Source organism: Pseudoxanthomonas sp. LjRoot204_2 (assembly GCF_056175765.1).
In genome coordinates this window covers 1-6,403 of the sequence record NZ_JBGFFG010000194.1, presented here as the reverse complement: position 1 = coordinate 6,403, position 6,403 = coordinate 1, and the positions used below count along the sequence as shown (strand labels likewise).

General features: G+C 65.1%; 2 protein-coding genes. Both read right to left on the bottom strand.

The window, feature by feature from the left end:
* A partial coding sequence (gene rpoC, locus AC04L7_RS10510; protein WP_475512961.1) for a DNA-directed RNA polymerase subunit beta' occupies window positions 1-3,786 on the bottom strand: 3,786 nt, incomplete at its 3' end.
* A 93-nt stretch (window positions 3,787-3,879) separates the two neighbouring features.
* Window positions 3,880-6,403 (bottom strand): DNA-directed RNA polymerase subunit beta (rpoB, locus tag AC04L7_RS10505; RefSeq protein ID WP_475512960.1); only part of this gene is annotated, 2,524 nt, incomplete at its 5' end.

The following is a 6,403-nucleotide window of genomic DNA, read 5'->3' as shown; positions in this document are numbered from 1 at the left end:
GCGCAGCATCTGGCSGGTGATCACCTCGATGTGCTTGTCGTTGATCTTCACGCCCTGCAGGCGGTAGACGTCCTGGATTTCCTTGACCAGGTAGGCCGCCAGCGGTTCGACGCCCAGCAGGCGCAGGATGTCCTGCGGGCTCGGCTCGCCGTCCACGATGGTTTCGCCCTTGGCCACGTGCTCGCCTTCGAACACGATGATCTGGCGGAACTTCGGGATCAGCTCCTCGTGCTCCGAACCATCGGTGTCCTTGATGATCAGGCGCTGCTTGCCCTTGGTGTCCTTGCCGAAGCTGATGACGCCGGAGCGCTCGGCCAGAATGGCCGGGTCCTTCGGCTTGCGGGCTTCGAACAGGTCGGCCACGCGCGGCAGACCACCGGTAATGTCGCGGGTCTTGGACGCTTCCTGCGGCACCTTGGTGACCACGTCGCCCACGCCGACGGGAGCGCCGTCCTGCAGGTTGACGATCGAGCGCGGCGGCAGCAGGTACTGCGCCGGCAGGTCGGTCCCGGGGATGCTGAGGTCCTTGCCGTCCTTATCCACGATGCGGACGATCGGACGCAGGTCCTTGCCCTGCGAACCACGGCGCTTCGGATCGGTGATCTCGCGCGACGCCAGGCCGGTCAGGTCGTCGGTCTTCTCGATGACGGTGACGCCATCGACGAAGTCCACGAAGCGCACGAAGCCGGCCACTTCCGACACGATCGGGTGGTTGTGCGGATCCCAGTTCGCCACGGCTTGGCCGGCGGTGATCTGCGCGCCGTCCTTGACGTTGATGGTGGCGCCGTAGGGCAGCTTGTAGCGCTCGCGCTCGCGGCCATGGCCATCGAGCACCGACAGTTCGCCCGAACGCGAGACCGCGACCAGGCTGCCGTTCGCGTGTTCGACGAACTTCAGGTTGTTGAACTTGATGGAACCGGTGGTCTTGACCGTGATGTTGTCCACGGCTGCCGCACGCGAGGCCGCACCACCGATGTGGAACGTACGCATGGTCAGCTGCGTGCCGGGCTCGCCGATCGACTGCGCGGCGATGACGCCGACCGCTTCGCCGATGTTGACGATGTGGCCACGGGCCAAGTCGCGGCCGTAGCAGTGTGCGCAGACGCCGAATTCGGATTCGCAGGTGATGGTGGAACGCACCTTCAGGGACTGCACGCCGGCATCTTCCAGCTTCTGCACCCAGGCTTCGTCCAGCAGCGTGTTGCGGGTGACGATCGGATCTTCGTCGTTGCCCGGCAGGAACACGTCCTCGGCCACGATGCGGCCCAGCACGCGGTCGCGCAGCGGCTCGACCACGTCGCCGCCTTCCACGATCGGGGTCATGGTCAGGCCTTCCTGCGTGCCGCAATCGACCTCGGTGATCACCACGTCCTGCGCCACGTCGACCAGGCGACGGGTCAGGTAACCGGAGTTCGCCGTCTTCAGCGCGGTATCGGCCAGACCCTTGCGGGCACCGTGCGTGGAGTTGAAGTACTCCTGCACGTTCAGGCCTTCACGGAAGTTCGCCTTGATGGGCGTCTCGATGATCGAGCCGTCGGGACGGGCCATCAGGCCACGCATGCCGGCCAGCTGGCGGATCTGCGCCTGGCTACCACGGGCACCGGAGTCGGCCATGATGTAGAGCGAGTTCATCGACTTTTCGTTGATGGTCTCGCCCTTGGCGTTCTTCACCTTGTCGGTACCGATGGTGTCCATCATCGCCTTGGCGATGCGCTCGTTGGTGCGCGACCAGATGTCGACCACCTTGTTGTAGCGCTCGCCGGCGGTGACCAGACCGCTCTGGTACTGCTCCTGGATTTCCAGCACTTCCTGCTCGGCTTCGCCCAGGATGCCCTTCTTCTCGGCCGGAATCAGCATGTCGTCGATGCCGATCGAGACGCCGGCGCGCGTGGCGTATGCGAAACCGGTGTACATCAGCTTGTCGGCGAACACGACCGTGTCCTTCAGGCCCAGCATGCGGTAGCTGGAGTTGATCAGGCGGCTGATGGCCTTCTTGTTCAACTCGGTGTTTACCAGGGCGAACGGCAGGCCTTCCGGCAGGATCTCGGCCAGCAGCGCGCGACCGATCGTGGTGTCCACGATGCTGGTCTGCTGGCTGCGACCGCCCTCCTCGTCGATCACGGTACCGCTGATGCGGACCTTGACCTTCGCGTGCAGCTCGACGGCGCGGTTGTCGTAGGCGCGCTTGACCTCGGCGATGTTCGCGAAGGCCATGCCCTCGCCCTTCTTGTTCTCCAGCGCGCGGGTCATGTAGTACAGGCCCAGCACCACGTCCTGCGACGGCACGATGATCGGCTCGCCGTTGGCGGGCGACAGGATGTTGTTGGACGACATCATCAGCGCGCGCGCTTCCAGCTGGGCTTCCAGCGATAGCGGCACGTGGACGGCCATCTGGTCACCGTCGAAGTCGGCGTTGAACGCGGTGCAGACCAGCGGATGCAGCTGGATGGCCTTGCCTTCGATCAGCACAGGCTCGAACGCCTGGATGCCCAGGCGGTGCAGCGTCGGCGCGCGGTTCAGCAGCACCGGGTGCTCGCGGATGACTTCTTCCAGGATGTCCCAGACGTCGGCTTCCTCGCGCTCGACCAGCTTCTTGGCGGCCTTGATGGTGGTGGCCAGGCCGCGACGCTGCAGCTTGGCGAACACGAACGGCTTGAACAGCTCCAGCGCCATCTTCTTCGGCAGGCCGCACTCGTGCAGGCGCAGGGTGGGACCGACCACGATGACCGAACGGCCGGAGTAGTCGACRCGCTTKCCGAGCAGGTTCTGRCGGAAGCGGCCCTGCTTGCCCTTGATCATGTCGGCCAGCGACTTGAGCGGACGCTTGTTGGTGCCGGTGATGGCGCGGCCGCGACGGCCGTTGTCCATCAGGGCGTCAACCGACTCCTGCAGCATGCGCTTTTCGTTGCGCACGATGATGTCCGGAGCGTTGAGCTCCAGCAGGCGGCGCAGGCGGTTGTTGCGGTTGATSACRCGACGGTASAGGTCGTTGAGGTCGGAGGTCGCGAAGCGGCCACCGTCSAGCKGCACCAKCGGRCGCAGSTCCGGCGGCAGCACCGGCAACACGGTCATGACCATCCATTCCGGACGGTTGCCCGACTCCAGGAACGCTTCCATCAGCTTGATGCGCTTGGTGAGGCGCTTCAGCTTGGTTTCCGAACCGGTGCTGGCGATGTCCTCGCGCAGGTTCACCATCTCGGCCTGCAGGTCGATGGTGCGCAGCAGGTCGTAGACGGCTTCGGCACCCATGGCGGCGTCGAAGTCATCGCCATGCTCCTGGCGCGCCTGCATGAACTGTTCTTCGGTCAGCAGCTGGCGGCGCTCGAGCGAGGTCAGGCCCGGCTCGGTGACGACGTAGGCTTCGAAGTACAGCACGCGCTCGATGTCGCGCAGCGTCATGTCCAGCATCAGGCCGATGCGCGACGGCAGCGACTTCAGGAACCAGATGTGCGCGACCGGGCTGGCCAGGTCGATGTGGCCCATGCGCTCGCGGCGCACCTTGGCCAGCGTCACTTCCGTGCCGCACTTCTCGCAGACGACGCCGCGGTGCTTCATGCGCTTGTACTTGCCGCACAGGCACTCGTAGTCCTTGATCGGGCCGAAGATGGCAGAGCAGAACAGGCCGTCGCGTTCCGGCTTGAAGGTACGGTAGTTGATGGTTTCCGGCTTCTTCACTTCGCCGAAGGACCACGAGCGGATCAGGTCCGGCGAGGCCAGCGCGATCTTGATCGCATCGAAGTCCAGCGTCTGGCGCTGCTGGTTGAAGAGGTTGAGCAGGTCTTTCATTTTGTTTCTCCGTCAGGAGGAAGCTTTGTCGATGGCGGGTTGACCGGGGACGAACGGCGCGGGCGGCAGGTCAGTGCCGCCGCGCCCTTGCGGTCAGTCTTCCAGTTCCATGTTGATGGCGAGCGAGCGGATTTCCTTCACCAGCACGTTGAAGGATTCCGGCATGCCCGCGACCATCTCGTGGGCGCCATCGACGATGTTCTTGTACATCTGGTTGCGGCCCTGCACGTCGTCCGACTTGACCGTCAGCATTTCCTGCAGGGTGTGCGCCGCGCCGTAGGCTTCCAGCGCCCAGACTTCCATTTCACCGAAGCGCTGGCCACCGAACTGCGCCTTGCCGCCCAGCGGCTGCTGGGTGACGAGCGAGTACGGACCGGTGGAACGCGCGTGCATCTTGTCGTCCACCAGGTGGTTCAGCTTCAGCATGTGCATGTAGCCGACCGTGGTGTGGCGATCGAACGCCTCGCCCGTGCGGCCGTCGTACAGCTGGGTCTGGCCGCTGATCGGCAGGTCCGCGAGCTCGAGCATGTGCTTGATCTCGGTTTCCGCCGCACCGTCGAACACCGGGGTGGCCATCGGCACGCCGTCGGTCAGGTTCTTGGCCAGCGCGATCAGTTCGGCATCGCTGAACTGGTCCRGGTCCACGCGGTCCTCGCCCAGCTTCTGGTCGTGGTTGTAGATCTGGGTCAGGAACTTGCGCAGGTCGGCCACCTTGGCCTGGGCGTCCAGCATGTCCTGGATCTTCTTGCCCAAACCCTTCGCGGCCCAGCCCAGGTGCACTTCCAGCACCTGGCCGATGTTCATGCGCGACGGCACGCCCAGCGGATTCAGCACGATGTCCACGGTCTCGCCGGTGGCCATGTACGGCATGTCCTCGACCGGCACGATGGTCGACACGACGCCCTTGTTGCCGTGGCGGCCGGCCATCTTGTCGCCCGGCTGGATGCGGCGCTTCACGGCCAAGTAGACCTTGACCATCTTCAGCACGCCCGGAGCGAGGTCGTCGCCGGCGGTGATCTTGCCGCGCTTGTCGGCGAAGCGACGCTCGAACTCCTTCTCGTGCGCCTGGATCTGCATCTGGGCGCGCTCGATGGCGTCGGACGCGTCATCGTCCTTCATGCGCAGGGTGAACCACTCCGACTTCTTCAAGCCGTCGAGGTAGGCGTCGGTGATCGCGTCGCCCTTCTTCAGCGTACCCGGGCCACCGTTTGCGACCTTGCCGACCAGCTGCGAGCGCAGGCGGGCGTAGATGGCGCCTTCCAGGATGCGGAACTGGTCGTCGAAGTCCTTCTTGACGCGCTTGATCTCGTTTTCCTCGATCTGGCGCGCACGCTTGTCCTTCTCGATGCCGTCGCGGGTGAAGACCTGCACGTCGATGACGGTGCCGTCCATGCCCGGGGGCACGCGCAGCGAGCTGTCCTTCACGTCCGAGGCCTTCTCGCCGAAGATCGCGCGCAGCAGCTTCTCTTCCGGCGTCAGCTGGCTTTCGCCCTTCGGCGTCACCTTGCCGACCATGATGTCGCCGGCGCGCACTTCGGCGCCGATGTACACCACGCCGCTCTCGTCGAGGCGGTTCAGCGCCTGCTCGGAGACGTTCGGGATGTCGGCGGAGATTTCCTCCGGCCCCAGCTTGGTGTCGCGCGCTACGCAGGTCAGCTCTTCGATGTGGATCGTGGTGTAGCGATCCTCTTCCACCACGCGCTCGGAGAGCAGGATGGAGTCTTCGAAGTTGTAGCCGTTCCACGGCATGAACGCGATCAGCATGTTCTGGCCCAGCGCCAGCTCGCCGATGTCGGTCGAGGGACCGTCGGCGAGCACGTCGCCGCGCGCGACCACGTCGCCCACGTTCACCAGCGGACGCTGGTTGATGCAGGTGTTCTGGTTGGAGCGCGTGTACTTGATCAGCGAATAGATGTCGACGCCGGCATCGGTTTCACCGGAGATCTCGACTTCGTTGACCTTGACCACGATGCGGCCGGCGTCGATCTGCTCGACCACGCCGCCACGGCGGGCGTTCACGGTCACGCCCGAGTCGCGCGCCACGGCGCGCTCGATGCCGGTACCGACCAGCGGCTTCTGCGCACGCAGCGTCGGCACGGCCTGGCGCTGCATGTTGGCGCCCATCAGTGCGCGGTTGGCGTCATCGTGCTCCAGGAACGGCACCAGCGCTGCGGCGACCGACACGGTCTGCATCGGCGAGACGTCCATGTAGTCGACTTCGCTCGGCGGCTTCAGCAGCGATTCGCCCTGGTAGCGGCACGGGACGAACTGCTCGGTCAGGCGGCTCTTGGCGTCATGCAGCGCGTTGGCCTGCGCGATGACGTACTCGTTCTCTTCGATCGCCGACAGGTATTCGATCTCGTCGGTGATGGTGCCGTCCACGACCTTGCGGTACGGCGTCTCGAGGAAGCCATAGCTGTTGGTGCGTGCGTACASGGCCAGCGAGTTGATCAGGCCGATGTTCGGGCCTTCMGGCGTYTCGATSGKGCASACGCGGCCGTAGTGGGTCGGGTGCACGTCGCGCACTTCGAAGCCGGCRCGCTCGCGGGTCAGRCCGCCCGGGCCGAGGGCCGACACGCGRCGCTTGTGSGTGAYTTCCGACAGCGGGTTGTTCTGG